The organism is Streptomyces sp. NPDC101393, from assembly GCF_044767385.1.
Lineage (GTDB): Bacteria > Actinomycetota > Actinomycetes > Streptomycetales > Streptomycetaceae > Streptomyces.
This window is the reverse complement of record NZ_JBIWNU010000007.1, coordinates 348192-374860: the sequence shown is the minus strand read 5'-3', so window position 1 is coordinate 374860 and position 26669 is coordinate 348192. Positions and strand designations below refer to the sequence as shown.

Here is a 26669-nt window from a genome sequence, read left to right as displayed (position 1 = left end):
GGCTAGCGGAAGATCCCGGTGTGGCCCAGCGAGTACCGTCCGGGCTGCGGGTAGACGGCGAGCCCGTGCGGCCCGGCACCCACCGGGATCTTCGCCAGGGTCTTACCGGTCCGGGTGTCGAGGGCGTAGACCTCGGAGTTGTAGCGGCCCGAGAGCCACAGCACCTTGCCGTCCACGGAGACTCCGCCCATGTCCGGACTGCCGCCGCCCGGGATGTGCCACTTGTCGACGAGTTTGCCGGTCGTGAAGTCGAGGAGGGAAATGGAGCCCTCGCCGCGGTTGGAGATGTACATGTTCTTGGAGTCACGGCTGACGTAGAGGCCGTGGGCGCCCTTGCCGGTCGGCATCAGGCGGGGCCGTTCGAAGGTGTCACCGTTGAGGACCCAGACGCCGTCGGCCATCATGTCGGCGATGTACCAGGTCTTGCCGTCCGGGGAGATCTTCACGTCCTGCGGCATCGCCCCGTCGAAGGGCAGCTTCTCCTGGCCGATGACCTTCATCTTCTCGGTGTCGACCTTGAGCAGTTCGCCGGAGAACTCACAGGAGACGATGAAGTACCTGCCGTCCGGCGAGAAGTCGGCGTGGTTGACGCCGGCGCAGGAGACCGGGACGGTCTTGCGGATCTTCATGGAGTGCGGGTCGCGGAAGACCAGCTGCCTGTCCAGCGAGGCCATCACGATCGCGTACTTGCCGTTCGGCGTGAAGTAGAGGTTGTACGGGTCGTGCACGTCGACGGGCTCACCGGACTTTCCGGTGGCCGGGTCGATCGGGGTGAGGTCGTGGCCGCGGTTGTTGTTGACCCAGAGCGTCTTCATGTCCCAGGACGGGACGACGTGCTGCGGCTGCACGCCGACCGGGATGGTCTCGATGACCTTGTAGGTCTTCGGGTCGATCACGCTGACGGTGTCGGACTCGGTGTTGGGCACATACACCCGCGAGGGGAAATCCTTGACCTGCGGCGCCAGTTTGCCGGGCCGGTCCGCGGCGTAGAGGTCGTCCGCCTCCAGCGGCGGCGGCATCCCGGGCAGACCGGGGCTGACGGCCTTGACCGGCGAGGGCTTGGCGGGGCGCTGGCTCTTCTCGGCGGCCCGGATGTCGCTGCCGCCGCCACCGCAGCCCGCCGCCACCAGCGCACAGGCCACCGCCAGCAGCCCGGCCCGCCGGCCGCCGCGCACGGGCCACCAGCCGTTGCGGCGGTGAGGGGTACGGATGCGTTCAGCCATCAGGTCACCAGCTCCGTAGTCGTCACCGCACGCAGACCGCGCCGGCGGAGGCCGTCGAGAATCGGGGGCAGCGCGGCCACCGTGCCGGCGTGCCCGAGGTGGAGGCTCACGACCGAGCCCGGCGTGAGGGCGCCCAGCACGGTGCGCTGCACGGCCGCCGCCCCGGGGTCGTCGGCGTCGAGGGAGTCCACGTCGTAGGACAGGACGTGCGGATAGCCGGCCTTGCGGGCCAGCCGGGTCACCAGGTCCGTGGACCGCTGGGTCTGCGAGGGGCGGAACCAGCTGCCGATGCTGCCCGTGAGCGCCTTCAGCCGGTCGGCGCACCGGGTGATCTCGGCGTACGCCTCATCGGCGGGCAGTGCGCAGATGTTGCGGTGGTGCATCGTGTGATTGCCCAGCTCATGGCCGCCGTCGAGGATCCGGCGGGCCATCGCGGGCTGTTCGTCGAGCCACTCCCCGACGGCAAGCACGGTGATACGGGCGCCGGCCCGCTCCGCCTCGCCGAGCAGGGCGGTCGCCAGCCGTGGGTCGCCCTTGCCGTGGAAGGTCAGCGCGACGGCGTGACCGCCCCGCGGCCCGTGGTCGATCTGCGCGGGCAGCCCGGGCGCCAGGGTCGGCGGCCGGGCGGCGTGCGCGGGGGCGGGCGAGGCACGGCCGGGCGCTGCGGGGCTCGGCCCACCGGAGCGGCCGGTTGCCGCGGCCCGTACGGCGGTGGAGTCCGTACGGGCCCCGGCGCAGCCCGACGCGAGCGCACCGGCGGCCGCGGCCGAGACGGCCGCGCGCAGCACGGAGCGGCGTTCTAGGGAAGTCACCACACCATTAGAGGGGCAACTATTCCCAATTGGGGCGATTTGTCGGATTCCTCGGGATGCGTGTCGCCTGCACCGTCCCGCACGACGACGCCGACGCCCGAGGGCGCCGGCGGACGGTGCGTCTAGACGGGCCAGGCGTCGGCGAGCATCGCCCGGGTGTCGGCGAGGAGTTGGGGCAGCACCTTGGTGTGGCCGACCACCGGCATGAAGTTGGTGTCGCCGCCCCAGCGGGGCACGACGTGCTGGTGGAGATGCGCGGCGATACCGGCCCCCGCGACGGTGCCCTGATTCATCCCGATGTTGAAGCCGTGCGCCCCGGACGCGGTCCGCAGCGCCGTCATCGCCCGCTTCGTCAGCTCGGCGAGCTCCGCGGTCTCCGGCCCGTCCAGCTCGGTGTAATCGGCGACGTGCCGGAAGGGGACGAGCATGAGATGTCCGCCGTTGTACGGGTAGAGATTCAGCACCGCGTAGACGTGCTCGCCGCGCGCGATCACGAGGCCGTCCTCGTCCGACTTCGCGGGAATCGAGCAGAACGGACAGCCGTCGTCGGCCCCCGGGCCGCTCGGCTTGTTCTCCCCCTGGATGTACGCCATCCGGTGGGGCGTCCACAGGCGCTGGAAGGCGTCCTGTGTCCCGACTCCGATCTGCTGCTCCGGCTCGCTTGTCATACGGGCCAGCATATGACTTCGCCTTCCGGCCGCGTGTCGTTGGGGCGAGCTGTACCCCCGGCTCCGCGATGCTGACCCGGTGGACAGGGAAGAGCGGCTCCGTGAATGGGAAAAGGGCGCCGAGCCCTACCTCTTCGTCGCGTCGCTCCTCTTCCTGACCTCGTACGCGGTACGGGTCCTGTGCCCCGACCTCTCCCCCGGCTGGCACACCCTGTGGGAGACGGTCACCGTCGTGTCCTGGAGCGTCTTCGGCGTGGAGTATCTGGCACGGCTGGCCTTCAGCAACGACCGGCGGCACTTCATCCGCACCCGCTGGCTGGACCTGATCGTGACCGTGCTGCCGCTGCTGCGCCCGCTGCGCATGGTCGACCTGCACGAGCGGCTGCAGCGGCGCAGGGACCGGCCCCGGCTCGTCCTGGAGGCGCGGGTGATGTTGTACTCCGGGCTCGCGGCGCTGCTGCTGGGCTTCGCCGCCAGCCTGGCCGTCTACCACGACGAGCGCTACGCCCCGGGCGCCAACATCCATACCTTCGGCGACTCGGTGTGGTGGGCCGTCTCGGCACTGACGACGACCGGATACGGCGATGTCACCCCGGTCACGGTGCGCGGCCGCTTCATCGGCTCGGGGCTGATGTGTGTCGGGGTCGCCCTGGTCGGCGCGGTGGTCGGCTCGTTCTCCTCCTGGCTGCTGCGCCGCTTCCGGCAGGAGGGCGAGAGCTGAGGGGCCGGGGCACGGCGAAGGCCCCGGGAGCGGATGCCGCTCGCCGGGGCCTTCGTCAGGTTCTCGGGGAGAACCCGGGGTCGTGCCGGTCTCACACCTGGACGCGGCGCTCCACGACGTCCACGATCTCGGCGATCGCCTCGTCGCGCGGGATGCCGTTCTTCTGCGAACCGTCGCGGTAGCGGAAGGACACGGCGCCGTTGGCGACGTCGTCGTCACCGGCGATGACCATGAACGGCACCTTGCTCTTCTGGGCGTTCCTGATCTTCTTCTGCATCCGGTCCGAGGACGAGTCGACCTCGATGCGCAGGCCCTTGGCCTTCGCCTCCGCCGCGAACTCCTGGAGGTAGGGCACGTGGGCGTCGCCGATCGGGATACCGGTCGCCTGCACCGGCGCCAGCCACGCCGGGAACGCACCCGCGTAGTGCTCCAGCAGCACCGCGAAGAACCGCTCGATGGAGCCGAACAGCGCACGGTGGATCATGACCGGGCGCTGCTTGCTGCCGTCGGCGGAGGTGTACTCCAGGTCGAACCGCTCCGGCAGGTTGAAGTCCAGCTGGATGGTGGACATCTGCCAGGTACGGCCGATGGCGTCCTTGGCCTGGACCGAGATCTTGGGGCCGTAGAACGCGGCGCCGCCCGGGTCGGGGACCAGCGGGAGGCCCTGCTTCTCGGCGACCTTGCGCAGCGTCTCGGTGGCCTCTTCCCAGGCGTCGTCCTCGCCGACGAACTTCTCCGGATCCTTGGTGGACAGCTCCAGGTAGAAGTCGTTGAGGCCGTAGTCGCGCAGCAGGTCCAGCACGAAGGTGAGCGTGGTGTCCAGTTCGTCGGCCATCTGCTCCTTGGTGCAGTAGATGTGCGCGTCGTCCTGGGTGAAGCCGCGGGCGCGGGTCAGACCGTGCACCACGCCGGACTTCTCGTAGCGGTAGACCGTCCCGAACTCGAAGAGACGCAGCGGGAGTTCACGGTAGGAACGGCCGCGCGCATCGAAGATCAGGTTGTGCATCGGGCAGTTCATGGGCTTGAGGTAGTAGTCCGTGCCCTCGTCCAGCTGCATGGGCGGGTACATGCCGTCGGCGTACCAGTCCAGGTGGCCGGACTTCTCGAACAGCTTCCCCTTGGTGGCGTGCGGGGTGTAGACGAACTCGTAGCCCGAGTCCTCGTGCCGCTTGCGGGAGTAGTCCTCCATGGTGCGGCGGATGATGCCGCCCTTGGGGTGGAAGACCGCCAGGCCCGAGCCGATGTCCTCCGGGATCGAGAAGAGGTCCAGCTCGCTGCCGAGCTTGCGGTGGTCGCGCTTCTCGGCCTCGGCGAGGAACTCCAGATGGGCCTTGAGCTCGTCCTTGGTCGGCCAGGCGGTGCCGTAGATCCGCTGCAGCTGCTTGTTCTTCTCGCTGCCGCGCCAGTACGCGGCGGCCGAGCGCATCAGCTTGAAGGCCGGGATGGCGCGGGTGCTGGGCAGGTGCGGGCCGCGGCACAGGTCCTTCCAGCACAGCTCGCCGGTCTTGGCGTCGAGGTTGTCGTAGATGGTCAGCTCGCCGGCGCCGACCTCGGCGGACGCGCCCTCGGCGGCGTCGGCCGCGGAACCCTTGAGACCGATCAGCTCGATCTTGTACGGCTCGTCGGCCAGCTCCTCGCGCGCCGCGTCGTCGCTGATCGCGCGGCGGGAGAACTTCTGCCCGCGCTTCTGGATCTCCTGCATCTTCTTCTCGATGCGCTTGAGATCGTCCGGGTGGAAGGGGTTCTCGACGTCGAAGTCGTAGTAGAAGCCGTCCTTGATGGGCGGGCCGATGCCGAGCTTCGCGTCCGGGAACAGCTCCTGCACGGCCTGCGCCATCACATGCGCGGTGGAGTGCCGCAGGATGTTCAGGCCGTCCTCGGAGGTGATCTCGACGGGCTCGACGATCTCGCCGTCGGCGACCTCGTGGGCCAGGTCCTTCAGCTCGCCGGCCACCCGCGCGGCGACGACACTGCGCTCGCCCTGGAAGAGCTCGGCGGCCGTAGTCCCCGTGGTCACCACGCGTTCTTCCCGCTCGGAATCGCGTTGGACGGTCACACGGACGTCTGACACCGGTCTCTCCAAACTCATGTCTCTTGCACGTCAGCGATTGCTGCGCAGCCGAATCGTACCGAGCCACCGGGCCGCACCGCGAAACGGTTTGTCCCGCACCCGCTCAGTCGCCGGCCGGCGGCACGCCGCACGCCTCCTCGAACGAGTCGAGATTCTCCTGGAGCGACTTCATCAGCCGGTCCCGCTCGGCCTCGTCGACCTGCACGGGGGTGACGTCCCGGCCCCCGGTGATACGACGGAACCCGCCCCGGCTCTCCAACCGCCCGCTCACCCGGATCGGCAGCCCCACCAGGTGCGCGTGCCCCGCGATGCGGTAGTCCTCCTCCCCCAGCGCGACCCGCACCTGCACCACGTCCGCCCCGGTGATCACCCGCAGCCGCACCGCGCCCGGCCCGCCCGGCCGCTCCCTGCGCAGCCGTACCACCGCGCCGGTCACCCGCACCGGCAGCGACGGCTCGTCGCGTACGTAGCGCTGGGCGGCCAGCTGGAGCGCGGGCAGATCACCCGGGGAGAACTCGACCGGTTCGGGGCGGGCCGCGCAGCCCGGCGGCGGCCCCGAGGCCGGCGCCCACTCCACCGCGATCCGCGCCCCCTCGGTGTCCCGCACCAGCGCGATCAGCGCCTCCACCAGCTCATGGCAGACGCCCAGCTCGACGGCCGCGTCGAAGGCCTCCATACCGCCGGTGGCCCGCTGGTAGTCGGTCGCGTCCCGGGCCGCGTGCAGCGCCCGCTGGAGCCCGGCGACCGCACCGCGCCCGGCCCGCACCGGGACGAACGCGGCCACCCGGCGGCCGGCCGACGCGGGGCCGACCAGGACCTCGCCGAGGAATCCCTCGGCCTTCCGTTTGTGCCGGGCGCCGTGATAGCCGTTGCGCGCGTACGTGCCGAGCGCCCCGGCGGTCAGCATCGACCGCGCGGCACCGCGCAGCCGCTCCTGCGCGACCCACAGCCCGGCCCCCGCCCCGCCATCGGGGATCTCACGCTCCCAGCGCACCTCGTCACTGGGCACCGCCAGCCCCACCAGTACGTCGCGCGCGGAGGGGGCGGCGCTCTGCGCCAGCGCCGCCAGCGCCTCGGCGAGCAGTTCCCCGCTGTCGGGGAAGCGGCGGTCGTGCGGCACCAGCAGGCTGGTGCCGGCCGCGCCGTCCGGCGGCATCCACCGGGCGTACGGTGCGCCGGCCCCGCCACTGCGCCGCCAGCCGTGCCGGGCCAGCAGGGCGCCGAGCACCGCCGGGTCGAGCCGCGCCGGGTCCAGCAGCCGGGCGTCGTGATCATCGGTCGGCCGGTACATCAGGGTCTCCCTCCCGCCCCGACCCGCGTCATGATCTCGCAGAGCGCGCGGTCGTCGAAGATCCGCGTGGTCGGGATCCGCACAGTGGTCCTGCGCCGGCCGGTCACCGGATGTCCGGCCAGGTTGATCCAGTAGCAGCAGTGCCGCAGTTCGAGATGGTCGTGGCCCGCCCGCAGCCAGTCCTCCTGCACCCGCGGGACGAGCATCACGACCAGGATCTTGTGCACCGCCACGGGCGTACGGGCCAGTTTCACCAGGTGGTCGTTGTCGAGCGTGAAGGCGAAGGTGGGCCCCGGCGGGCGCGGGGCGGTCTGGTAGGTGCACTTGAGCTGCACCTTGATGGTGATCTCGTCGTCGACGGTGTGCCCCGGCGCGCCATGGCTGACGTGCCAGTCGATTCCGTTGTCCGGGAAGGGCTGCCCCAGCGAGCACCCGGAGGCGGCGGCGATCGCGTGCAGATAGCCCACCTGGAGGGTCTCCATGCAGGCAGTGGTGGCGAGTCCGCCGCGCTGAGGTGCGAGGTGCTGGGGCAGCAGCCCGCCCGGTTCGGGCTGCGCGAGCGTCATCGCTCCATGCCTTCCGGGCTGTGCCGATCGAAGTGTCAGGCCGACGGCGGCGCGGATCGCACCGGCCCGTCCCCTTGGTTTTCTCCGCGTCAAGTGGCCGTCAAACAAAGACGGTTCGAGTACCGCGCGGCTCGGGTATCACCAGCTCGGGTGGCGTGCACCGTCATCCGTCCCCCGAACCCGAGGAGTTGGGATGATGCCGTGCTGGTATGACGGTCCGCTTGCTTCCTTCGACACCGAGACGACGGGCATCGACGTCGAGCGGGACCGCATCGTCTCCGCGGCCCTGGTGGTCCAGGAGACCCCCCGCTCCGCGCCCCGGATCACCCGCTGGCTGGTCAACCCCGGCGTCGCGATACCCGAGGCCGCGACGGCCGTACACGGCCTGACCGCCGACCACCTCGCGCTGCACGGCCGCTGGCCTGCGCCGGTGCTGGAAGAGGTCGCGCGCGCCCTGGCCGCGCAGGCGGCGACCGGCCGGCCGCTGGTCGTGATGAACGCGCCGTTCGATCTCACGCTCCTGGACCGCGAGTTGAAGCGGCACCGCGCCTCGTCCCTCGACGCCTACCTCGGCAGCCGTCCGCTGTGCGTCCTCGACCCCCGGGTCCTGGACAAGCACCTCGACCGCTACCGCAAGGGCCGGCGCACCCTCACCGACCTGTGCGCGCACTACGGCGTCGAACTGACCGGCGCGCACGAGGCCGCCGCCGACGCGATGGCCGCGCTGGGCGTCGTCCGCGCGCTGGGGCACCATTTCGCCGCCCGGCTCGACGGACTGCGACCCGAGGAACTGCACACCCGCCAGGCGGTCTGGCATGCCGCCCAGGCACGCGGGCTGCAGGCGTGGTTCGCCCGCAGCGGCACCCCGGAAACCGTCGATCCGCATTGGCCGCTGCGCCCCGGCCTTCCGGCCGCTGCCTGATACCGCATCAGTAATTCCGGGCCATTCGGCCACGCCTTTCGGTGGCGGCCCGGAAAAGCAATCACAAGGGATCACGGACGATCGGCAACGGCACATCTCAACGAAAAGGACCGGGCCGTCAATTGACGGCCCGGTCCTTGATCCGGGTGGGCGATACTGGGTTCGAACCAGTGACCTCTTCGGTGTGAACGAAGCGCTCTCCCACTGAGCTAATCGCCCGGGTGCCTGCGAGGTTTCCCCCGCGAACGACCTGAACAATACAGGCCGCCACGTCCTTCCATCAAATTCTCGTTCCGTACCCGCCCCAGGTACCCCCGCCGCCCCGCCCCGCCCGCCTCACCCGCGGGCCAGCCAGGCGGCCAGTCCGCGCCGCCCCGCGCGCATCATCAGCCGGTGGTTGGCGAGGAAAAGCGGCCGCCCCAGCAGCACGAGCCGCCGCAGCAGCGGCTTGCTGACCTCGACCTGCTGCTCGAACACGGCCCGCGTCCCGCCGCTTCCGGGGCGCACGGTCCAGCGCGCCCAGCCGGCCATGTCCCCGCTCAGTTCCGTCTCCAGCACCCCGGCCCCCGGGTCGTGCACCCGCTCGCTCACCACGACGGTCAACGCGTACGGCAGCAGGGAACGGACCCGGACCGTCGCGCTGTGTTCGTCGATCGAGGCCGCCTCACGCACCTGCGGCCACCACCGCGGGTACGCGTCGAGGCGTTCGAGCACGGCGTAGACGACGGCGGGCTGGGCGTCCAGCAGCCATTCGCTGCGGAAGCGGTAGCGGTGCAGACGGCGGGTCCGGGCGGGCATGGTCCCAGTGTGCGCCCCGGCGCACCGCGCGCATCCAACAAGCGCGACGGCCCGGAGACTTGAAGTCTCCGGGCCGTCGTCCGGGGTGGGCGATACTGGGTTCGAACCAGTGACCTCTTCGGTGTGAACGAAGCGCTCTCCCACTGAGCTAATCGCCCGGTGCAGCGCCAACATTACCCCACGTCGGCGCGCGCTCCCGACCATTGCGCGATCACTCGCTGACGTTCCACGGCATCGCGAAACCGAACTTCCAGACATACACCGCGAGCGCCGCCGCGATGATCACCAATCCGATGCTCGTCAGAATGATGTTGCGCCGCCGCACCTTCGGGTCGAGCGCCTTCTGGGCCGCCTCGGTGACCTTCCTCTTGGTCCAGCGCAGCACCAGCTGGGCCCACACGAATTCCGTGGCCCAGATCGCCATACCGCCGAAGATCACCAGCCAGCCCGGCCCCGGCAGCGGCAGCATGATGACGCCGGCCACCACCACCGCGAGACCGACCACAAAGACCCCGACCTGCCAGCTCACATGCAGCGGCCGGGAGCGCTTGATGAAGTGCGGCGCACGCGAACCGAGCGGCTGCTCATCCGTCGGGGCGCTCCCTTCGGCCGCGCCCGTCCCCCCGTTACTCTCCGTATTCATAAGGCCCAACTTACCGGACGAGATCCGTCCACCGGAATTACCACCAAGGACGATCCCGCAATCCGCCGTAAGAGGTACGTGAAGCCACACAAAACCGTCAGAGGGGTTTACAACGGCACCGTAGGTGGCATGTCGATTTCGCCGACGTGCGAATCCCCGAGCGCACACTGAGCGAAAGGCCCTGGCGCTTATGAACACCACGGTCAGCTGCGAGCTGCACCTGCGCCTCGTTGTGTCGAGCGAGTCCTCACTGCCTGTACCCGCGGGCCTGCGGTATGACACGGCCGATCCCTATGCCGTGCATGCCACCTTCCATACCGGAGCCGAGGAGACCGTGGAGTGGGTTTTCGCCCGCGACCTCCTCGCCGAGGGCCTGCACCGGCCCACAGGCACCGGAGACGTCCGCGTATGGCCGTCCCGGAGCCACGGTCAGGGTGTTGTCTGCATCGCCCTGAGCTCCCCGGAAGGCGAAGCCCTCCTGGAGGCCCCCGCACGGGCCCTCGAATCGTTCCTCAAGAGGACCGACGCCGCCGTGCCACCCGGCACGGAGCACCGGCACTTCGATCTCGACACGGAGCTCTCCCACATCCTCGCGGAGAGCTGAGGCGCACCACAGCCACCCACCGCACCCAACCGCTCACACTTGCGACCGTCCGACTCGGGGCGACGGCGCAGGACCGACAAGTTCATACGGCACACTCCGGCGCCGTCGCCGCGGACCCACCGCGGCGGCGGCGCCGAGGCTTGTTCGAAGCGCTAAAGTCGGCCACCATTCGGCAACGAGACCGGGGGCGGCACCCGCCCGACCCCCGCCCGGCCAGGGAGCGGAACCGTGATGATCACCCATGACACCCGGTGCGCGCTCGACGCGGTCGTCGATCTGCTCAACACCGCCCCGGAGGGCGAAGCGGCCGAAGCGCCGGACAGCCTGACCGACCTCGCGGCGCTCCAGGACTTCGTGGTGCGCAACGACGTCAGCGACGTGGGCTCCCTCGGTGAGGGCGATCTGGCGGCCGTACGGTCCCTTCGCGCGACGTTCGCCCAGGTCTTCGCCGCCGACAACGACCGCGCCGCCTCCGAGCTGCTGAACGCCCTGGTCGCCTCGGCGGGCACCACGCCGCGGCTGACCGACCACGACGGCTACGACTGGCATGTCCATTACTTCGCACCCGGTGCCTCGGTCGCCGATCATCTGGCGGCCGACGGCGGGATGGCGCTGGCCTTCCTCGTCGTCGGCGGCGAGCGCGAGCGGCTGCGGCACTGCGAGGCGCCGGACTGCCGGCACGCCTTCGTCGACCTCTCACGCAACCGCTCCCGGCGCTACTGCGACAGCCGCACCTGCGGAAACCGGCTGCATGTCGCCGCCTACCGGGCGCGGCGGCGGGAGGCCACGGGCTGAGCGGCTCCCGGCGGGGCGTACGGCCACCGGCGGGCGCGGCCCTCACAGGAGGAACAGGTCGTGTACGGCGCCCATGAGGAGCAACAGGCCGATCACGCCGAGGAAGAGCATCAGCGGTGGCTGGGACAGCGCGAAAAGACAGCCGCGCGGTTCGGGGGCCGGGGCGTCGTCCCGGGCCAGGGCGCACTCATCGTTCATCTCGCGCGCATCATGGCGCAGATGATCGACCCGGAGCCCCCGATAGGCCCCTCAGCAGGGGTAGTTCATCAGATCCCGTGCTTTTTCAGAATCGCTTCGATGTCCGAGAAGTCATCCTTGGGCGCACCGGCCTTGCCCTTGCCCTGAGCCTTCGGCTGGGTGGCCGGCGTCGCGCCGCGGCCCGCGCCCAGCGAGGGTGCCGATGCGGCCGGCGCCACCGCGTCCGGCCGGGAGGCCGCCGCGGCCTTGCGCTCCTTGCGGCTGCCGATCCCGCCCCTGCGGCGCTCCACGCCCCGGCTGATCATGAACAGCACGACCGAGAGGGCGAGCACGCCGAAGCCTGCCCAGACCGTGGGCTTGAAGACGATGTCGGTGACCCAGTCGATGACGCCGGTCATCACCAGGCCCACAGGGATGAGGGAAAACGCCGCGATGCGGGTCGCGGTCAGGAACCGCTTGCGGTATGCCGTCAGCGCGGCGATGCCCAGGCCCGCCGCCGACACCGCGGCACAGACGGTCGAGGTCAGCATCCGGTCCTCCTGCCGATGGATGTCCGAGCGGGCAGTCCGCTCCCTTCCATCCTGCCTTGTCCGGTGCGTCCGGGGCCATCTTCCGGCAGCGCCTCAGGGACATCTCCGGGTCCCGCTCCTCCGCAGGTCCCGGTTCCAGCACCGGTTCCGGTGCTGGAAGACTGACCTCATGAACGACGCCACCACCTCCGGCACCGCCCGTCCCGTCCTGGACGTCTGGTGCGAGCTGCAGTGCCCGGACTGCCATGCCGCCCTCGACGACGTACGGGCGCTGCGTGCGCGCTACGGCGACCGGCTGGACATCCGGCTGCGCCACTTCCCCCTGGAGAAGCACAAGCACGCCTACGTCGCGGCGCAGGCGGCCGAGGAGGCCACCGAGCAGGGGCAGGGCTGGCCGTACATCGAGGCCGTGCTGGCGCGCACCGAGGAACTCGGCAAGCGCGGCGAGAAGCTGCTGCTGGAGATCGCCGGGTCGCTGGGTCTGGACGCCGAGGAGCTGGACACCGCGCTGATCGACGGGCGGCACCTGCTGATCGTCGACGCGGACCAGGCGGAGGGCAAGGCGATCGGCGTCACCGGCACCCCGACCTATGTGATCGGCGGGGAACGGCTGGACGGCGGCAAGAGCCAGGACGGGCTGCGTGCCCGGATCGAGGAGATCGCCGACCGCCTGCTGGCCGAGCAGGACTGAGGCCGCGCGGGCCCGCCGCACCCCCTCGACCGCACAGCCCACCCGCACCGCCGCAGTCACAGAAGCGGCATCACAGGATCGGCGTCACGGAATCCGCGTCACGGAATCCGCCATCACAGGATCGGCTTCCAGAGCTGGTAGGCGGTCGGGCGGTAGCCCAGCCCGTCGTAGAGCCGGCGCGCGGGGGCGTTGTCCGCGTAGACGTTGAGGCCCAGGACCGGCAGTCCGGCGGCGAGGCACACCCGCTCGGCGACGAGCATCAGGCTGCGGCCGTGGCCGCTTCCCCGGTGTTCGGGGTCCACCGTCACATCGAAGACATGGCCACCCGGCTGGTCCGGCATCCGCAGCGCGATCCAGATGGTGCCGACGTCCGTCCCGTCGTGGGCGAGGATCCGCAGTTCGTGGCCGGGCGTGCCGGCCCCGTCGGGGAGCAGGGTGCGGTGCGCGTCGGCGGAGGTCTCCTCGGCGCGTGCGCGGGTCATGCCCTGCCCGGTCTGGATCCGGACGTAACGGTCGGACGCCTCGGCCTGCCAGGCCGGGTACTCCGCTTCGTCCATGGCCCGGTCGGCGCTGCCCGCGGGCAGCGGGGGCGGTTCGGTGAGGGGCTTGGCCATCCGCCGGCTGCGCTCGGTGTAGCCCAGAGCCGCGGCGAGCCGCACCGCGGCCTCGGCCTCCACCGGGACGGCCGCCTCGATCTGCCGGCAGCCCCAGCCGCGCAGCACTTCCTCGGCGGCCAGCGCGGCGACCGTGGCGCGGCCGCGGTGCCGGTCCGGTGCCTCGATGGCCAGGGCCTGGATCCGGCCGGCCGTGGGCCCGTACCGCGCGTCCGTGGTCAGCCGGATCCCGCCGACACGGCGGCTGTTGACGCAGATGTCGTACGTACGGGCCCGGCTCCCGTCGTCGTGCCGTTCTTCCGGTCCCGCGGGGCGCAGCGTAGTGGTCACCAGGACTTTCTACTCGCCCGGTGGCGGGCCCGTCATCACCGCGGGTCGAAGTCGGCCGCCGCGTGCGCGTCGAAGATCCGCATGGCCTCGGCGGTCACCGGGCCCGGTCCGTCGGCCAGTTGGCGCCGGTCGATCCGGGTCACGGCCTGCACGTCGCGCAGCGTGGAGGTCAGGAAGATCTCCTCGGCGTGCTCCAGGGCGTCCAGCGGAAGGTCGGCCTCCTTGGCCCCCGCCCACGTCACGGTGAGGGCGCGGGTGATGCCCGCCAGGCAGCCGGAGGCCAGCGGCGGGGTGTGCAGTTCGCCGTCGAGGACGACGAAGACGTTGGAGCCGGTGCCTTCGCACAGGGCGCCCACGGTGTTGGCGAACAGCGCCTCGGAGGCGCCCAGTTCACGGGCGCGGGCGAGCGCGACGACGTTCTCGCCGTACGACGTGCTCTTGAGACCGGCCAGCGCACCGCGTTCGTTGCGGGTCCAGGGGACCGTGACCGCGGCGGTGGTGTCGGGGCGGCGCGTGGTCTCGGAGAGCGCGATGGCCAGCGTCGGCGCGGCGTCCCCGCGGTCCGAACCGAGTGGCGAGACGCCGCCCGTGTAGGTGATCCGCAGCCGTCCGAGCGCCATCGGGTTGGCGTCCAGGACGGCCGCACAACCGCGCCGCACTTCGTCCAGGTCGGGGTCGGGCAGGCCGAGCCCCCGCGCCGAGGTGGTCAGCCGCTCCAGGTGACGGGTGAGCGCGAACAGCTGCCCCCGGTCGGCCTTGATCGTCTCGAATACGCCGTCGCCGACCGTCAGCCCATGGTCGAATACCGAGACCGTGGCACCCTCGGCGTCCCGCAGTCCCCCGTCGAGCCAGATCTTCATCGTCACTTTCCTCCACTCGCGTCGTGCAGGCCGGACGCTACCGCCAGCAGCCTGCTCGCCTTCAACTCGGTCTCCTCCCACTCCCGCTCCGGGTCCGAGTCCCAGATGATCCCGGCCCCGGCGCCGAACCGGAGCACCGGCCCGCCGGGCGGCGTCCGGTCGATCCAGAACGTACGTATGCCGACGTTGAGCTCGCCGGTGCGGCGGTCCGCGTCGACCCAGCCGATGCCTCCGCAGTACGGCCCGCGCGGCGCGCTCTCCAGCTCCCCGATGATCCGCAGCGCGCTGTATTTGGGGGCGCCGGTGACCGAGCCGGGCGGGAAGGTGGCGCCCAGCAGATCCGCCCAGGCGGTCTTCTCGTGCTCCTCCGCCAGCTCGCCGCGCACGGTGGAGACGAGGTGGACGAGCCCGGGGTGCTCCTCGACGGCGCACAGCGCGGGGACGGTCACCGTGCCGCCCGCGCAGACCCGCCCGAGATCGTTGCGGACCAGGTCCACGATCATCACGTTCTCCGCCCTGTCCTTCTCGGAGAGATCCTCAACGGTCCTGCCGGTCCCCTTGATCGGCCCCGACTCGACCGTACGGCCGTCCCGCCGCAGGTACAGCTCGGGCGAGGCGGAGGCGACCTCGACGCCGTGGTCGGGCAGCCGCACCGTTCCCGCATAGGGAGCGGGATTGCCGCGGGCCAGCACCGTGGACAGCGCGTCGACGTCGGAGCGGCCGGGGTCGGGCAGCGGCGCGGTCAGCACCCGGCAGAGGTTCACCTGGTAGACCGTGCCGGCCGCGATGTGTTCACGGACGCGCCGCACGCCGGCGGTATAGGCGTCGCGGTCCAGGGAGCTGCGCCAGTCGCCTGGCGCGGGCCCCCGCCAGGCGGCGGGGCCCGGGGCACAAGCGGTGGCGGCCGGCCGGATGTCCGCGAAGCGGGCGCAGACCACGGCTCCCTCGAAGTCGGCGACCACGGCCCACCAGCCCGTGGAGTCGAGAGCCGCGGGATCGGTGGTGACATCGCGCAGGTCGGTGGCCATGAGACCGCCGAAGCGAGCCATGGGAGGGAAGTCGTGCACGTCAGTGAGTCTATGGCGGGTGCCCGATCGCCGCCTTGGCCGAGTGTTCAGCGCAGCACGCTGCACAAACGCGTTTTTGTACTGGCCCCGGAATCCGCTAGAGTTCAACACGTCGCCGGGACGCGCCAAGCGCCCCGGAGGTCACGTAGCTCCCGGACGTAGTCTGGGAGAGACATCTGCGGACGTAGCTCAGTTGGTAGAGCACCACCTTGCCAAGGTGGATGTCGCGAGTTCGAGTCTCGTCGTCCGCTCGATGTGGGGGATCTTCCCGAACCCCCTCACTCCTGGTGGAGTGGCCGAGAGGCGAGGCAACGGCCTGCAAAGCCGTCTACACGGGTTCAAATCCCGTCTCCACCTCCAAGGACGATTAGCTCAGCGGGAGAGCGCTTCCCTGACACGGAAGAGGTCACTGGTTCAATCCCAGTATCGTCCACTGGATGCCCCGTCGTAGGACAGGGTGGTCCGTCCCGCGCGATTAGCTCAGCGGGAGAGCGCTTCCCTGACACGGAAGAGGTCACTGGTTCAATCCCAGTATCGCGCACGCAGCAACCATGGAGCTCGTCATCGAGATCCGTGGTCCCGAGGACGATTAGCTCAGCGGGAGAGCGCTTCCCTGACACGGAAGAGGTCACTGGTTCAATCCCAGTATCGTCCACATCCAGACCGAGGGCCGGAGCATTCGCTCCGGCCCTCGGTCGTTGTGCGGCGGCCCTCAGGAGGAGAAGAGCATCCGGCCGAAGCTGCGGTGACCGTGGTGGCCGTGGTGCTGGCCGTGGTGTCCCTGGTGCGGCGCTCCCCAGGCAGGCGCGGACGGGTACGCCTGCGGTGCGGGCGCTGCGGGATAGGCCTGCGGTGCGGGCGCTGCGGGATAGGCCTGCGGGGCGGGAGGCGGGGCCTGCTGCGACCACTGGGATTCGAGGCGGGTCAGGGACTCCAGCTCCCCGTAGTCCAGGAAGATCCCCCGGCAGCCGGCGCACTGCTCGATCTGGACGCCGTTGCGGTGGTACGTCTGCATCGGTGCATGGCACTTGGGACACTGCATCGTCGGCTCAACTCCTGTGATCCATTGCTGCTCACTACGGCATCGCCGGAACGGCCTCCCGACGATGAGGTGTTCACCCTACGGCGGGGCCGTCGTCCGCCAACTGCGGCGGCAGGGAAGTCATCCGGGCGCAGGCGTCGACGACGGCCGTCTCGATCTCGTCCAGGGGGCGGGAGGCGGCGAGGGCCTTGGCCACGGCGAGTGCGGCGGTCTGCACGGTCAGTGCGCGGGCCGGGGTCTCCAGAGCGGGCCAGGGGTCGCCGTCGGGGCGTACGGCAGGGCCGCCGGCGGCACGGTAGGCGGCCAGGAAGCGGGTCCAGACGCCGGGGGCGAGCAGGCCGGTGGCGAACCAGGCGGCCGGGCGGGCCAGGTCCCAGGCCGGGTCGCCGAGGCCCAGGTCGTCGATGTCGATCAGCAGCCAGGGGCCGTCGGCGGCCGGGTGCCGGACGAGTTGGCCGAGGTGGAGATCGCCGTGGCAGAGGTGGCCGCGGCGCGGTGGGCCGGCGGCGTCGCGGGCCCAGGCCGGCAGGAGTGCCCAGGCCCGCTCGACGACGTCGGCGGCCGGGGCGAGGGGGTGCGCGACGCCTGCGGCGGGGAGCGCGGCGCGCAGGCGGGTCAGGGCGCGGGCAGCCTTGGCGGGGCCGCGCATCGGCGGCACGGGGCCGGGCAGTTGGGCCACGTCCACGGAGTGCAGACGGGCCAGCAGGCGCGCGGCGTCCTCCCAGGGCGCGGCATCCGGATCGTCGGGCGGGACCGGGCTGCCGTACGGCCAGCGGGTCAGGGCACGGCCGTCCTCGGCGAGGGTGAGATGGCCGCCAGGGGCGGTGACGGGGAGCGGGGGCAGCAGGACGCCGTGCAGGAGGGGGTGGGCGGCGACCCGCAGCCGGGCGGCCAGGTCCTGCGGGTCGCAGTCGGGGGCGTGGGCCTTGGCGACGGTGCGGCCGCTGCGGACGACCGTGCCGTCGGGGCGGTCGGCGAGGACTTCCGGGGCGGGCTGGGGCGTGCGGCCGGGCGCGGGCGACGCCGACAGGGCGGCCAGGCGGCCGAGCAGTGGTGTGGTCATGGATCCCCCGAGTCTCCCGAGTGCCGCGGGCCGTGCGGTGGTGCGTGCAGCGGGCGGGAGGAATGCCGCCTCCCGGCCGCGATCGTATGCGGGGCGCGGGCGGGGCGGCAGGGCGCTGCCGGAAATGCTCGATGGCCGGGCATCTCCCCAGATGCCCGGCCATTCGTGCCGTCCGCCGCACCCCCGTCCCCACGGGGTTATGGCCGGAAGTCCCCGTCCCGGGCCGCTCTCCCAGGACCGGGGCGCCTCTCAGCGCCCCAGCATTCCGACCACGGACGACGCCTGTGTGATGACGGCTTCCCAGCCGCCGAAGACCACGGCCAGGAGGATCGCCAGCGGCAGCACCATGGCCACCGCGACGAGGGGATGACGGGTGCCGGAGGACTGCTGGCCGCCGAACGCCGCGGCGACCCGGCGCCCCTGCGCCCGAAGGGCCTTCCGTCCTGAGCTTTCCGCCATCGTCATGCTCCTGTCGTGTCTGGGGGCGGCGGGCGTTTGACCTCGGGGGACGAGTGCTACGCCCGCCGCTTGGAGACCACATTAGGGAAGCGGCGGGCCCTCGGCGTCATGCCCTCGTATCGATTGCTCCGCCTCCAGGAGGATGACGGCACGGGGCCCGGCGTACTCCCCTGGGTGGAGAGGCCGGGAGCGGGACCCGGGGACAACCCTGAGGTGGGCCGTGGGCCGGTGCCCCGCGAGGGCCGAGATGCCGGGCGGATGCGGGGACTTCGGCCGTCCGGGGCACCCCTGAGCACCCCGTTCCGCTGCCGCCGCCGCGGAGGGGCGGACTCCGGGTGACTTCCCTCACGTCAGCCGCCCCTCCGCGGGCGGCAGACGGGGGCGCGCGGCCCCGCCGACCGCCGTCCCGGCGCCTTCCCGGCGCCCCACCCCCGCTTCCGGCGGGCCGGACGGGTCGGCCGCCTTACGCGGCGTCAATCTCCCTACTGCGTCGGAATATTGGCTTCCGTTCAGGGAAGTCGGCCCGTCCGGTGGCCGGTTCCCGCCTGGCCGACCGGGTATTGCGGCCCGGTACCGACAATCCGGATGCCGACGCATGCGCGGCCTCTGCGCACAGCGAGCCGTCAATCCGTAAGCTGTGCCACGTCAGACGGTTGGCAGTGTGGGGCCTCCCCACCGCAGGTAGGGGACGGACATGGCGATGATGCGGCTCCGGCGCGAGGACCCGCGTGTCGTCGGGACGTTCCGGCTGCACCGCCGGCTCGGCGCGGGCGGGATGGGCGTGGTCTATCTCGGCTCCGACAAGCGCGGGCAGCGGGTGGCCCTGAAGGTGATCCGGCCGGATCTTGCCGAGGACCAGGAGTTCCGCTCACGCTTCGCGCGGGAGGTCTCGGCCGCCCGGCGGATCCGCGGCGGCTGTACGGCCCGTCTGGTCGCCGCCGATCTCGACGCGGACCGCCCCTGGTTCGCGACGCAGTACGTACCGGGACCCTCGCTGCACGACAAGGTCAACGACGAGGGGCCGCAGTCCCCCGCGCAGGTCGCCTCCATCGGTGCCGCGCTGTCCGAGGGGCTGCTCGCCGTCCATGACGCGGGGGTGGTGCACCGCGATCTGAAGCCGTCCAACATCCTGCTGTCCCCCAAGGGGCCGCGGATCATCGACTTCGGCATCGCCTGGGCCACGGGCTCCAGCACCCTGACGCACGTCGGGACGGCCGTCGGCTCGCCGGGATTCCTCGCGCCCGAGCAGGTGCGCGGCGCCGCGGTGTCCCCGGCCACGGACATCTTCGCGCTGGGCGCCACGCTCGCCTACGCCTGCACCGCCGACTCGCCCTTCGGTCAGGGAAGTTCGGAGGTCATGCTCTACCGCGTGGTGCACGAGGAGGCGCAGCTGGCCGGGGTGCCGGACGCGCTGGCGCCGCTGCTCGCCTCGTGTCTGGCGAAGGACCCGGGGGACCGCCCGAGCACGCTCTCGCTGTCGTTGCGGCTCAAGGAGATCGCGGCGCGCGAGGCGCACGGCCTGTCGAGCGACCCCTCGGAGAGCGGGGCCGGCTGGGCACGCATGGAGCGCCGCCCGTCGGACCGGCCCACGGGTCAGCGGGCCGAGGAATACGCGCGTCAGCACACCGAGCGGCGCCCCACGGGCACTCCCCCGCGTGCGCAATCGGCCGCCCGTCCCGCGGCGGCACGTGAGGCGACGCCCCGGCCCGGCACGGCGGACGCACCGGCAGGCACGAACTCGCGCGGCGTCCGGCGTACTTCGGGCCGTGTCCCGGCCGCGCGTACCGGCAGGCGAAACGGTTCGCGCTCCCAGGTGCGGACGACGTCGGGCGGGCGCCGTCCCGGCCCCGACCGCAGGCTGCTGCGGCAGCGGGTGATCGTGTTCGTGGTGGTGACGCTGCTGGTGGCGCTGGGGATCGCCGCCGCACAGGGCTGCCAGGGCCCGGCCCGCGGGCTGGGGGCCGGCCATCCGTCGGCGGTCGCCCCGTCCTGGGACGGACATGCGGCGGACACGCCGGCCGGTGAGGCGCGCCCGCACGGAGCCTGACGGGCGCGGTCCGTCCGGTGGCCGGGCGGACGGACGGAGTTCAGGCCCCGGGGCGGCCCGTCGCGACGGCGTAGAAGGCGACGGCGGCGGCCGCTCCGACGTTGAGCGAGTCCACGCCGTGCGCCATCGGGATACGGACCCATTCATCGGCGGCGCGCAGCGCGCCCGTCGTCAGCCCGTCGCCCTCGGCCCCCAGCATCAGCGCGGCGCGCTCCAGGGTGTGCGGGGCGGCTTCGTCGATGGCGGTGGCCTTCTCCGCCGGGGTCAGCGCGAGCAGTTTGAAGCCCGCTTCGCGTACGGCCGCCAGGTCCCGCGGCCAGCTCTCCAAGCGGGCGTAGGGCACCGAGAACACCGCGCCCATGGAGACCTTCACCGAGCGGCGGTACAGCGGGTCGGCGCAGTCCGGGGAGAGCAGCACCGCGTCCATGCCGAGAGCCGCGGCACTGCGGAAGATCGCCCCGATGTTGGTGTGGTCGTTGACGGCTTCCATGACGACGATGCGGCGGGCCGTGCCGAGCAGGTCGGTGGCCGCGGGCAGCGGTTTGCGCTGCATGGAGGCGAGTGCGCCGCGGTGGACGTGGTAGCCGGTCACCCGCTCGGCGAGGTCCGGGCTGACGGCGTAGACCGGGGCCGGGACCTCGTCGATGACATCGCGCATCACGTCGACCCACTTGGCCGAGAGCAGCATGGAGCGCATGGCGTACCCGGCGTGCCCGGCGCGCCGGATGACCTTCTCGCCCTCGGCGATGAAGAGCCCTTCGGCGGGCTCGCGCCGGCGCCGCAGCTCGACGTCGGTGAGGCCGGTGTAGTCGCGCAGCCGCGGGTCGTCCGGGTCATCGACGGTGATGATTTCTGCCACGGGGAGATAGTGCCTTGTCGGTGTCGAGGTGCCAATGCCGCGTACGGGATCGGTTACTTGTGGGTACGGTCGGCGGTCACGGAGACGACGTCGCCGATGACGATGACCGCCGGAGGGCGTACGCCTTCGGCCCGTACGGTCTCGCCGAGGGTCGCGAGGGTGGCGTCGACGCGGCGCTGGGCAGCGGTGGTGCCCTCCTGGATGACGGCCGCGGGGGTGTCGGCGGCCCGGCCGTGCTCGATGAGCTTGGCGGCGATGGCGCCGCTGTTCTCCACGCCCATCAGGACGACGAGGGTGCCGCGGAGCCCGGCGAGGGCCGGCCAGTCGACGAGCGAGCGCTCGTCGTCGGGGGCGACATGGCCGCTGACGACGGTGAACTCGTGGGCGACCCCGCGGTGGGTGACGGGGATGCCGGCGGCACCGGGCACCGAGATGGTGCTGGAGATGCCGGGGACGACCGTGCAGGGGATGCCGACCTCGGCGAGCGCCTGGGCCTCCTCCATGCCGCGGCCGAAGACGAACGGGTCGCCGCCCTTGAGGCGGACCACGGCCTTGCCGGCCTTGGCGTGCTCGATCAGCGCGTTGTTGATGGCCTCCTGGGCCATGAACCGGCCGTAGGGGATCTTCGCGGCGTCGATGACCTCGACATGCGGCGGGAGTTCGGCGAGCAGATCACGCGGGCCGAGCCGGTCGGCGATGACGACGTCCGCCTCGGCGAGCAGCCGACGCCCGCGCACGGTGATCAGGTCCGGGTCCCCGGGGCCGCCGCCCACCAGGGCCACGCCCGGGGTGCGGGTGCGGCGGTGCGGGGCGGCGAGGCTGCCGTCGCGCAGGCCCTCGACGATCGCGTCGCGTACGGCGGCGGAGCGGCGCGGGTCGCGGCCGGTGAGCACCGCGACGGTGACGCCCTCGCTGCGGCCGGTGGCCGGGGTCCAGGCGGTGGCCGCCTCGGCGTCGTCGGAGCGTACGCACCACACCCGGCGGTCCTCGGCCTCCTGGGACGCCGCGGCGTTGGCCACGGGATCGTCGGTGGAGATCAGGGCATACCAGGCGCCGTCGAGGTCACCGGGGCGGTAGCCCCGGCGCTCCCAGCGGACCTCACCGGTGTCGGCCATCGCCTCGACGGAGGGGGTGGCCGACGGGGAGATCAGCAGGACGTCCGCGCCGGCGGCGACCAGCGAGGGGAGCCGGCGCTGGGCGACCTGGCCGCCTCCGAGGACGACCACGCGACGGCCGGACAGCCGCAGTCCGACGGGGTAGGCAGCGTGTTCGGCGGCGTGCTCAGCCATAGCGGTACGGCTCCTTGTGCGGGTGATGCGGTTCGACCAGCGGCAGCCGCTGCGGCTCTGAAGCGGCTGGTGAGGGATGGTAGGGGCCCGGGAACAGCAGGTGCGGCACGCAGCCCCGGCCCACAGCCTATGGGGCTGCGGGCCGGGGGTCATGCGGGGGCCGGGGCCGGCCCGGCGGACCCGGTCAGTTCTTCTCCGTCACTCCGGCGGAGTCGAAGGTGGCGACCTCGTGCATGGCGCGGGCCGCGCTCTGCACGACCGGGAGCGCCAGCAGCGCGCCGGTGCCCTCGCCCAGGCGCAGGTCGAGGTCGACGAGCGGGCGCAGGCCGAGCTTGGTGAGGGCCGCGACATGGCCGGGCTCCGCGCTGCGGTGGCCCGCGATGCACGCCGCCAGCGCCTCGGGGGCGATGGCGCGGGCCACCAGGGCGGCGGCACCGGCGCTGACGCCGTCGAGGATCACCGGCGTACGCAGCGAGGCGCCGCCGAGGATCAGGCCGACGAGGGCGGCGTGTTCGAGGCCGCCGACCGCGGCGAGCACGCCGATGGGGTCGGCCGGGTCGGGCTGGTGGAGCTCCAGGCCGCGGCGGACGACATCGACCTTGCGGGCGTGCGTCTCGTCGTTGATGCCGGTGCCGCGGCCGGTGACCTCGACCGGGTCGACGCCGGTGTAGACGGCGATCAGCGCGGCGGATGTCGTGGTGTTGGCGATGCCCATCTCGCCGGTCAGCAGCGCCTTGTTGCCTGCCGCGACGAGGTCACGGGCCGTCTCGATGCCGACCTCGATGGCCTTGAGGACGTCCTCGTGGCTCATCGCGGGGCCGACCGTGAAGTCGGCGGTGCCGGGCCGCACCTTGCGCGGCAGCAGCCCCGGGGTGGCGGGGAGTTCGCAGGCCACGCCGACGTCCACGACGCAGACCTCGGCCCCGACCTGGTTGGCGAAGGCGTTGCACACCGCGCCGCCGCCGAGGAAGTTGGCCACCATCTGGCCGGTGACCTCCTGGGGCCACGGGGTGACGCCCTGGGCGTGCACACCGTGGTCGCCCGCGAAGATCGCCACGGCGGCGGGCTCCGGGATCGGCGGCGGGCACTTGCGGGACAGACCGCTCAGCTGCGCGGAGATGATCTCCAGCATGCCCAGCGCCCCGGCCGGCTTCGTCATCCGCTTCTGCCGCTCCCAGGCCTCGCCGAGCGCCTTCGCATCCAGCGGCCGGATGCCCTGCAGGGTCTCCTGGAGGAGGTCGTGCGGGTCCTCGCCGGGAAGCGCGCGGCGTCCGTACGTCTCCTCATGGACGACCCAGGACAGCGGACGGCGCTTGGACCAGCCGGCCTGCAGCAGCTCGGGCTCTTCGGGGAACTCGTCGACGTAGCCGACGCAGAGGTAGGCGACGACCTCCAGGTGGTCGGGCAGGCCCAGTTCGCGGACCATCTCCCGCTCGTCGAAGAAGCTGACCCAGCCGACACCGAGGCCCTCGGCGCGGGCGGCGAGCCAGAGGTTCTCCACGGCGAGCGCGGAGGAGTACGGGGCCATCTGCGGCTGGGTGTGCCGGCCGAGGGTGTGCCGGCCGCCGCGCGTCGAGTCGGCGGTGACGACGATGTTCACCGGCGTTTCGAGGATCGCCTCGATCTTCAGCTCGCGGAACTGCTTGGCACGGGCCTTGGGCAGCGACTTGGCGTACGCGTCGCGCTGCTCCGTCGCGAGCTGGTGCATCCGCTCGCGGGTCTCGTCGGAGCGGATCACGACGAAGTCCCAGGGCTGGGAGTGGCCGACGCTGGGCGCGGTGTGGGCCGCCTCCAGGACGCGCAGCAGCACGTCGTTGGGGATCGGGTCGCTGCGGAAGCCGTTGCGGATGTCGCGGCGCTCGCGCATCACGCGGTGCACCGCGGCACGTTCGGAATCGTCGTACCCGGCGGCCGGGGCCGGGATCGGGACACCACTGGGATGCGTGAGGTCGTCCACGAACAGGCCGTCCTGGTGCTGGGGCTGGGTGGGGAGCACGGCGTGGACGGGAACGCCGGCCTCGTCGGAGGTGAAGTCGGCGGGCGCGGCGCCGTCGGCGGGAATGTCGCCGGGGGCGCCTGCGGGGCCCTCTGCTGCGTCGGCGCCCTCAAGACCCTCGGGCCCCGCGGCGGCGGCCGGGGTGCCTTCGTCGTCCGCGGCGTCCTGGCCCTCACCGAGCTGGACGAGCTCCGCGCCGTCCTGCTGGGGCGGGACGTCGGCGTCGGTGACGTCGGGGGCTTCGGGAGCCTCGCCGGGGAGGTGTTCGCCGGTCGGCTGGGCGGGGATGAGGATCGCCGCGGACTGCGGGTCGGGCTGCTCGGCCGGGGCGGGCTGCTCGGCTGCGGCCGGCTGCTCGGCTGCGGCCGGCTGTTCGGCCTCGGCTGCGGGCCCTGCCTCGGCGGTCGCTTCGGCAGGCGCCTCGGCGGGGACGGTCGGGGTGTCCGCCCCGTCGGACGCGTCGACCGGAAGGGCCGGGTCTGCCTGGACGTCGGGGCTCGCGCCGGGGTCGGTGGAGCCGGAGGCGGCGGGCTGCTGCCCGGCCGGTGCCTCGGGCGCCGTCTCGGGTGCCACCTCGGGTGCCTCCGGCGCCGCGCTCACGTCGGGCTGCTGCGCCTCGGGCTGCTCTATGACGGCCTGTTCGCGGGGCGTACCCTCCGGAACCTGGACGTCCTGGGCGTCCTGGGTGTTCTGAGCGTCCTGACCCGCCTCGTCACCGTCGGCCGGCGACGGGGACAGCGACGGTGCGTCAGCTTCCGCCTGCGCTGCCGCGGGCTGCTCCGTGATCTCCGTCGCCGCGTCGGACGCGACGACATCGGCACGGGCCTCCGCCTCCTCGGCGGGGACGGCCTGAACGGGCTCGGCCGGCTCGACGGGGGCGACGGGCTCGGCGACCGGGTCGACGAACTGCTGGTCCTGTCCCTGGTCCTGACCCTCGGGCGCCTGCTCCGCCGGGGTGTGCTGTTCCGCGGCGGCCGGGTCCTCGGCGGGCTCGCTCTCGTCCGGCGCCTCGGCGACGACGGCCGGGAGCTGCTCCAGCGGGGCGCTCGGCGCGGCATCCGCCGCCTGATCCACCACCGGCTCCACCGGCTGATCCGCTGACTGCTGCGGGGCCTCGGCGAGCGCCTCGGGCGGCTGCGGCGCGACGGGGGCGTCGGCTGAGGGGGCGTCGGGCGCGGAGGCTTCCGGAACCTGGGCCTCCGATACAGCGGCCTCCGGCGCGGAGACGGCAGGGGCCACAGGAGGGACGGCCGGCCCCTCCGCCGGAACGTCCGCCGGCGCCTCGGCCGGGCTCTCGGCAGCCGCGCCTTCCGGGAGGTCGTCGGCCGGCTGCGGCATCGGCTGGGCCTGCGGCTGCTCGATGACCGGCTGCGGAGTCTCCTGAGCCGCCTCGGCGACCGGCGCGGCGGGGGCCTGCGCGGCAGGACTGGCCGATGCCGCACCGTCCGCGGCAGGGGCCGCGACCGCCTGTGCGGAGGCCTCGCCCCACGGCGGCATCTGGGTGGGGATCTCGCCGAGCTGGGGTCCGGGCAGCCGGCCCTGGCCGGTGGCGCCGTACGACTGCTCGGCATACAGCTGGCCGTCGTAGGGCCGGTCGGCATAGGACGGCGCGGCGGGAGGCTGCTCGGCGTACGCCGTTTCCCGCGCGGGCGCCCCGGCGGCCGGCTCTCCGGGGGCGGGCTGCGCGGAGGCGGGCGCCTGGGCGGCGGCCGGCTGCTCCGGGCCCGTCGGCGGATCGGCGGGGGTATCGGGGTATTCGGAGCCGGCGGGGGGCGGGCCGGCGTGCCGTGCGGCGGCCTGCGCCGGCGCGCCGGCGGGACCGCGGTCGGCGAGCGAGCGGACCACGCCGCCGGTCGCCTCCGGGACGGGCGGGCCCATGTGCAGCGGGCGGCGCGCGGGCGTGGACTGGGCGGCCGCCGGCGTCCTCTCCTGCTGCTGCGGTGCCACGGGCTGCGGGATGCGGACGGCGCCCAGGTCGACGGAACCGGAATCCCGGCCGCCGCTCTCGTGGTCACCGGCCTGCGCGGGCATCGGCTCGAGCCCGGCGGCGGGAGTGGGCTGCGGGTCGGGCTGCGGGGCCTGCGGGGCCGCGCCCTGAGGGCCGTCGTGCGGCTGCGGGAGCGGCTGTTGCGCCTGCGGCTCGCTCCACGCGCCCTGGGCACCCGGCATCAGCAGCAGGTCGTCGTCCTCACCGGCGGGGTCGGCCGGGTCGAGGTAGGGGTAGGTCTCCGGAGGGGTGACCGTGCCCGGAGCGTACGGAGGTCCGGCGTCGGCAGGGGAGGGAGCGGCCGCCGGCTGCGGCTGCCCGGGATGTCCGCCTGCGTTCTCCGGCTGTCCCTCGCCCGGGACCTGGCCGGTGTCGGTCATGCGTACCCCTCGCCCATTGGTAGTGCTCCTTCCAACCGCTCGTGCGACGCGCTCGACCGGGGCGCGCCGACGCCCCGATAGCTAGAACGAGCGAGCACGCCTCGCGGCACGTCCGCCCTCTACAGCTTCATTTTCGGCCAAAA

General features: G+C 72.6%; 25 protein-coding genes and 7 tRNA genes. 11 read left to right on the top strand and 21 right to left on the bottom strand.

Annotated features, from left to right (window positions below):
* Window positions 1-2: 2 nt before the first annotated feature.
* From ACIRQ7_RS23995 to ACIRQ7_RS23985, 3 genes are all read right to left on the bottom strand, one after another.
* Window positions 3-1223 carry a YncE family protein gene (locus tag ACIRQ7_RS23995; protein WP_404264826.1) on the bottom strand — a complete coding sequence of 407 codons (1221 nt, stop codon included), beginning with the start codon at window positions 1221-1223 and terminating at the stop codon, window positions 3-5.
* The gene (locus ACIRQ7_RS23990; RefSeq protein WP_404264825.1) at window positions 1223-2035 is read right to left on the bottom strand and encodes a polysaccharide deacetylase family protein; all 813 of its coding nucleotides are present in this window, start codon (window positions 2033-2035) and stop codon (window positions 1223-1225) included. Before ACIRQ7_RS23990 ends, ACIRQ7_RS23995 begins: the two co-directional genes overlap by 1 nt.
* Before the next feature lie 122 nt (window positions 2036-2157).
* Window positions 2158-2715 (bottom strand): HIT family protein, encoded by a 558-nt coding sequence (locus ACIRQ7_RS23985; RefSeq protein ID WP_401474957.1) that lies wholly within the window; start codon window positions 2713-2715, stop codon window positions 2158-2160.
* Between the two features lie 67 nt (window positions 2716-2782).
* Here ACIRQ7_RS23985 and ACIRQ7_RS23980 point away from each other — a divergent pair, with 67 nt between their 5' ends.
* Complete coding sequence (locus tag ACIRQ7_RS23980; RefSeq protein WP_401474954.1) at window positions 2783-3424, top strand: potassium channel family protein; 642 nt, start codon at window positions 2783-2785, stop codon at window positions 3422-3424.
* Between the two features lie 91 nt (window positions 3425-3515).
* On the opposite strand, the gene thrS is transcribed toward ACIRQ7_RS23980, so the two are convergent.
* From thrS to ACIRQ7_RS23965, 3 genes are all read right to left on the bottom strand, one after another.
* Entirely contained in the window at window positions 3516-5495 is a 1980-nt protein-coding gene (gene thrS / locus ACIRQ7_RS23975) for a threonine--tRNA ligase (protein WP_404264824.1), read from the bottom strand.
* Between the two features lie 103 nt (window positions 5496-5598).
* The gene (locus ACIRQ7_RS23970) at window positions 5599-6786 is read right to left on the bottom strand and encodes a hypothetical protein (RefSeq protein ID WP_404264823.1); all 1188 of its coding nucleotides are present in this window, start codon (window positions 6784-6786) and stop codon (window positions 5599-5601) included.
* A complete protein-coding gene (locus tag ACIRQ7_RS23965) occupies window positions 6786-7352 on the bottom strand; it encodes a DUF4365 domain-containing protein (RefSeq protein ID WP_401474945.1) in 567 nt (188 codons plus the stop codon). The genes ACIRQ7_RS23970 and ACIRQ7_RS23965 overlap by 1 nt, the downstream gene beginning before the upstream one ends.
* Window positions 7353-7548: 196 nt before the next feature.
* On the opposite strand from ACIRQ7_RS23965, the gene ACIRQ7_RS23960 reads away from it, so the two are divergent.
* Window positions 7549-8274: an exonuclease domain-containing protein gene (locus tag ACIRQ7_RS23960; RefSeq protein ID WP_401475621.1), complete on the top strand. Its 726-nt coding sequence runs from the start codon at window positions 7549-7551 to the stop codon at window positions 8272-8274.
* A gap of 147 nt (window positions 8275-8421) precedes the next feature.
* On the opposite strand, the gene ACIRQ7_RS23955 is transcribed toward ACIRQ7_RS23960, so the two are convergent.
* From ACIRQ7_RS23955 to ACIRQ7_RS23940, 4 genes are all read right to left on the bottom strand, one after another.
* Window positions 8422-8493, bottom strand: a tRNA-Val gene (locus ACIRQ7_RS23955).
* Window positions 8494-8610: 117 nt separating this feature from the next.
* Complete coding sequence (locus ACIRQ7_RS23950; protein WP_404264822.1) at window positions 8611-9072, bottom strand: SRPBCC family protein; 462 nt, start codon at window positions 9070-9072, stop codon at window positions 8611-8613.
* 86 nt (window positions 9073-9158) lie between these two features.
* Window positions 9159-9230: transfer RNA gene (locus tag ACIRQ7_RS23945), tRNA-Val, on the bottom strand.
* 53 nt (window positions 9231-9283) lie between these two features.
* Window positions 9284-9715, bottom strand: a complete 432-nt coding sequence (locus tag ACIRQ7_RS23940) for a TIGR02611 family protein (RefSeq protein WP_401474939.1) — start codon at window positions 9713-9715, stop codon at window positions 9284-9286.
* A gap of 190 nt (window positions 9716-9905) precedes the next feature.
* On the opposite strand from ACIRQ7_RS23940, the gene ACIRQ7_RS23935 reads away from it, so the two are divergent.
* Both ACIRQ7_RS23935 and ACIRQ7_RS23930 read left to right on the top strand, forming a co-directional pair.
* Window positions 9906-10319, top strand: a complete 414-nt coding sequence (locus ACIRQ7_RS23935) for an SsgA family sporulation/cell division regulator (RefSeq protein ID WP_003959770.1) — start codon at window positions 9906-9908, stop codon at window positions 10317-10319.
* A gap of 228 nt (window positions 10320-10547) precedes the next feature.
* Window positions 10548-11114: a CGNR zinc finger domain-containing protein gene (locus tag ACIRQ7_RS23930; RefSeq protein ID WP_404264821.1), complete on the top strand. Its 567-nt coding sequence runs from the start codon at window positions 10548-10550 to the stop codon at window positions 11112-11114.
* Window positions 11115-11156: 42 nt separating this feature from the next.
* Here the strand turns inward: ACIRQ7_RS23930 and ACIRQ7_RS23925 are convergent, their stop codons facing one another.
* Together ACIRQ7_RS23925 and ACIRQ7_RS23920 are read right to left on the bottom strand one after the other, a co-directional pair.
* Window positions 11157-11312, bottom strand: a complete 156-nt coding sequence (locus ACIRQ7_RS23925) for a hypothetical protein (RefSeq protein ID WP_401474933.1) — start codon at window positions 11310-11312, stop codon at window positions 11157-11159.
* 68 nt (window positions 11313-11380) lie between these two features.
* On the bottom strand, window positions 11381-11842 hold the full coding sequence (locus ACIRQ7_RS23920) for a hypothetical protein (RefSeq protein ID WP_401474930.1): 462 nt from the start codon (window positions 11840-11842) through the stop codon (window positions 11381-11383).
* Window positions 11843-12011: 169 nt separating this feature from the next.
* Here ACIRQ7_RS23920 and ACIRQ7_RS23915 point away from each other — a divergent pair, with 169 nt between their 5' ends.
* Window positions 12012-12533 carry a DsbA family protein gene (locus ACIRQ7_RS23915; protein ID WP_404264820.1) on the top strand — a complete coding sequence of 174 codons (522 nt, stop codon included), beginning with the start codon at window positions 12012-12014 and terminating at the stop codon, window positions 12531-12533.
* Window positions 12534-12646: 113 nt separating this feature from the next.
* Here the strand turns inward: ACIRQ7_RS23915 and ACIRQ7_RS23910 are convergent, their stop codons facing one another.
* Genes ACIRQ7_RS23910 through ACIRQ7_RS23900 form a run of 3 tightly spaced genes read right to left on the bottom strand, consistent with a single transcriptional unit; the run spans window position 12647 to window position 15386 of the window.
* Window positions 12647-13477: a GNAT family N-acetyltransferase gene (locus ACIRQ7_RS23910; protein ID WP_404264819.1), complete on the bottom strand. Its 831-nt coding sequence runs from the start codon at window positions 13475-13477 to the stop codon at window positions 12647-12649.
* A gap of 35 nt (window positions 13478-13512) precedes the next feature.
* Complete coding sequence (locus ACIRQ7_RS23905) at window positions 13513-14337, bottom strand: aminotransferase class IV (protein ID WP_404264818.1); 825 nt, start codon at window positions 14335-14337, stop codon at window positions 13513-13515.
* A 2-nt stretch (window positions 14338-14339) separates the two neighbouring features.
* A complete protein-coding gene (locus ACIRQ7_RS23900; protein ID WP_404264958.1) occupies window positions 14340-15386 on the bottom strand; it encodes a chorismate-binding protein in 1047 nt (348 codons plus the stop codon).
* 196 nt (window positions 15387-15582) lie between these two features.
* On the opposite strand from ACIRQ7_RS23900, the gene ACIRQ7_RS23895 reads away from it, so the two are divergent.
* The 5 genes from ACIRQ7_RS23895 to ACIRQ7_RS23875 all read left to right on the top strand — a co-directional run bounded on the left by ACIRQ7_RS23895 (window position 15583) and on the right by ACIRQ7_RS23875 (window position 16059).
* A tRNA-Gly gene (locus tag ACIRQ7_RS23895) sits at window positions 15583-15655 on the top strand.
* 35 nt (window positions 15656-15690) lie between these two features.
* Window positions 15691-15764: transfer RNA gene (locus ACIRQ7_RS23890), tRNA-Cys, on the top strand.
* A gap of 1 nt (window position 15765) precedes the next feature.
* Window positions 15766-15837: transfer RNA gene (locus ACIRQ7_RS23885), tRNA-Val, on the top strand.
* A gap of 36 nt (window positions 15838-15873) precedes the next feature.
* Window positions 15874-15945, top strand: a tRNA-Val gene (locus tag ACIRQ7_RS23880).
* Window positions 15946-15987: 42 nt separating this feature from the next.
* Window positions 15988-16059: transfer RNA gene (locus ACIRQ7_RS23875), tRNA-Val, on the top strand.
* A 57-nt stretch (window positions 16060-16116) separates the two neighbouring features.
* Here ACIRQ7_RS23875 and ACIRQ7_RS23870 read toward each other — a convergent pair.
* The 3 genes from ACIRQ7_RS23870 to ACIRQ7_RS23860 all read right to left on the bottom strand — a co-directional run bounded on the left by ACIRQ7_RS23870 (window position 16117) and on the right by ACIRQ7_RS23860 (window position 17968).
* Window positions 16117-16446: a zf-TFIIB domain-containing protein gene (locus ACIRQ7_RS23870; protein WP_404264817.1), complete on the bottom strand. Its 330-nt coding sequence runs from the start codon at window positions 16444-16446 to the stop codon at window positions 16117-16119.
* 73 nt (window positions 16447-16519) lie between these two features.
* Window positions 16520-17509 carry a phosphotransferase gene (locus tag ACIRQ7_RS23865; RefSeq protein WP_404264816.1) on the bottom strand — a complete coding sequence of 330 codons (990 nt, stop codon included), beginning with the start codon at window positions 17507-17509 and terminating at the stop codon, window positions 16520-16522.
* A 249-nt stretch (window positions 17510-17758) separates the two neighbouring features.
* Entirely contained in the window at window positions 17759-17968 is a 210-nt protein-coding gene (locus ACIRQ7_RS23860; RefSeq protein WP_401474912.1) for a hypothetical protein, read from the bottom strand.
* 694 nt (window positions 17969-18662) lie between these two features.
* On the opposite strand from ACIRQ7_RS23860, the gene ACIRQ7_RS23855 reads away from it, so the two are divergent.
* Window positions 18663-20015 carry a serine/threonine-protein kinase gene (locus ACIRQ7_RS23855; RefSeq protein ID WP_404264815.1) on the top strand — a complete coding sequence of 451 codons (1353 nt, stop codon included), beginning with the start codon at window positions 18663-18665 and terminating at the stop codon, window positions 20013-20015.
* A 40-nt stretch (window positions 20016-20055) separates the two neighbouring features.
* Here ACIRQ7_RS23855 and ACIRQ7_RS23850 read toward each other — a convergent pair whose 3' ends face one another.
* The 3 genes from ACIRQ7_RS23850 to cobT form a co-directional block, all read right to left on the bottom strand.
* A complete protein-coding gene (locus tag ACIRQ7_RS23850; protein WP_401474906.1) occupies window positions 20056-20874 on the bottom strand; it encodes a TrmH family RNA methyltransferase in 819 nt (272 codons plus the stop codon).
* Window positions 20875-20927: 53 nt separating this feature from the next.
* Window positions 20928-22163, bottom strand: coding sequence for a uroporphyrinogen-III C-methyltransferase (cobA, locus tag ACIRQ7_RS23845; RefSeq protein ID WP_404264814.1), 1236 nt, complete (start codon window positions 22161-22163; stop codon window positions 20928-20930).
* A gap of 184 nt (window positions 22164-22347) precedes the next feature.
* Window positions 22348-26526, bottom strand: coding sequence for a nicotinate-nucleotide--dimethylbenzimidazole phosphoribosyltransferase (gene cobT / locus ACIRQ7_RS23840; RefSeq protein WP_404264813.1), 4179 nt, complete (start codon window positions 26524-26526; stop codon window positions 22348-22350).
* Window positions 26527-26669 lie beyond the last annotated feature (143 nt).